The following is a 528-nucleotide window of genomic DNA, read 5'->3' on the forward strand; positions in this document are numbered from 1 at the left end:
GCCGTCATCGACGTGGGGGCCGAGCGCCTCAACGCCGTCGCGGCGGCGACCGACCACCCGCATGCCCCCACCGCCATCGCCCTGCTCGGCGCCCGACTCTGGGGCGCGGTCGAACATGTGCGCATGCTGGCCGGCATGGCCGTGCGCGAGCCCTACGCGGCCCACGCCGGCGAAGCGCTCCAGCCCGTGCGCCAGCGACTGCGTGCCCTCGTCGAGCGCGGTATCGCCGATGGCACGGTGCGTCCCGACATCCGCCCCGAGGTGCTCGCGCGGCTCATCGAGTCCGCCGCGATCTCGGTGCTGCTCGAGGCCGCCGCCACCGGCATCGACGACGTCGACGGCCGCCGCCTCGTCATGCTCGCGGTGCTCGGCACCGCCGGCCTGGGCTGGCAGGACAGCGCCGAGCTCATCGCGCGGGCACCCGAACTCTCTGCTGACGACGGCGCCCCCGTCGTCGCCGACGACCACCAGGAGACACGCGCATGAGGATCGAGCTTCGCGGCGTGAGCAAGGGCCGCAACGGCCAGG

Annotated in this window: 1 protein-coding gene; it reads left to right on the forward strand. The window is 74.6% G+C overall.

Translation table 11 applies throughout. From position 1 onward, the window contains the following. The coding region (locus GH736_RS24220; RefSeq protein WP_159607647.1) for a TetR/AcrR family transcriptional regulator at window positions 1-486 on the forward strand (486 nt) is incomplete at its 5' end. Window positions 487-528: the final 42 nt, after the last annotated feature.

It is taken from the genome of Agromyces humi, from assembly GCF_009720255.1.
Taxonomy (GTDB): Bacteria; Actinomycetota; Actinomycetes; order Actinomycetales; family Microbacteriaceae; genus Agromyces; species Agromyces humi.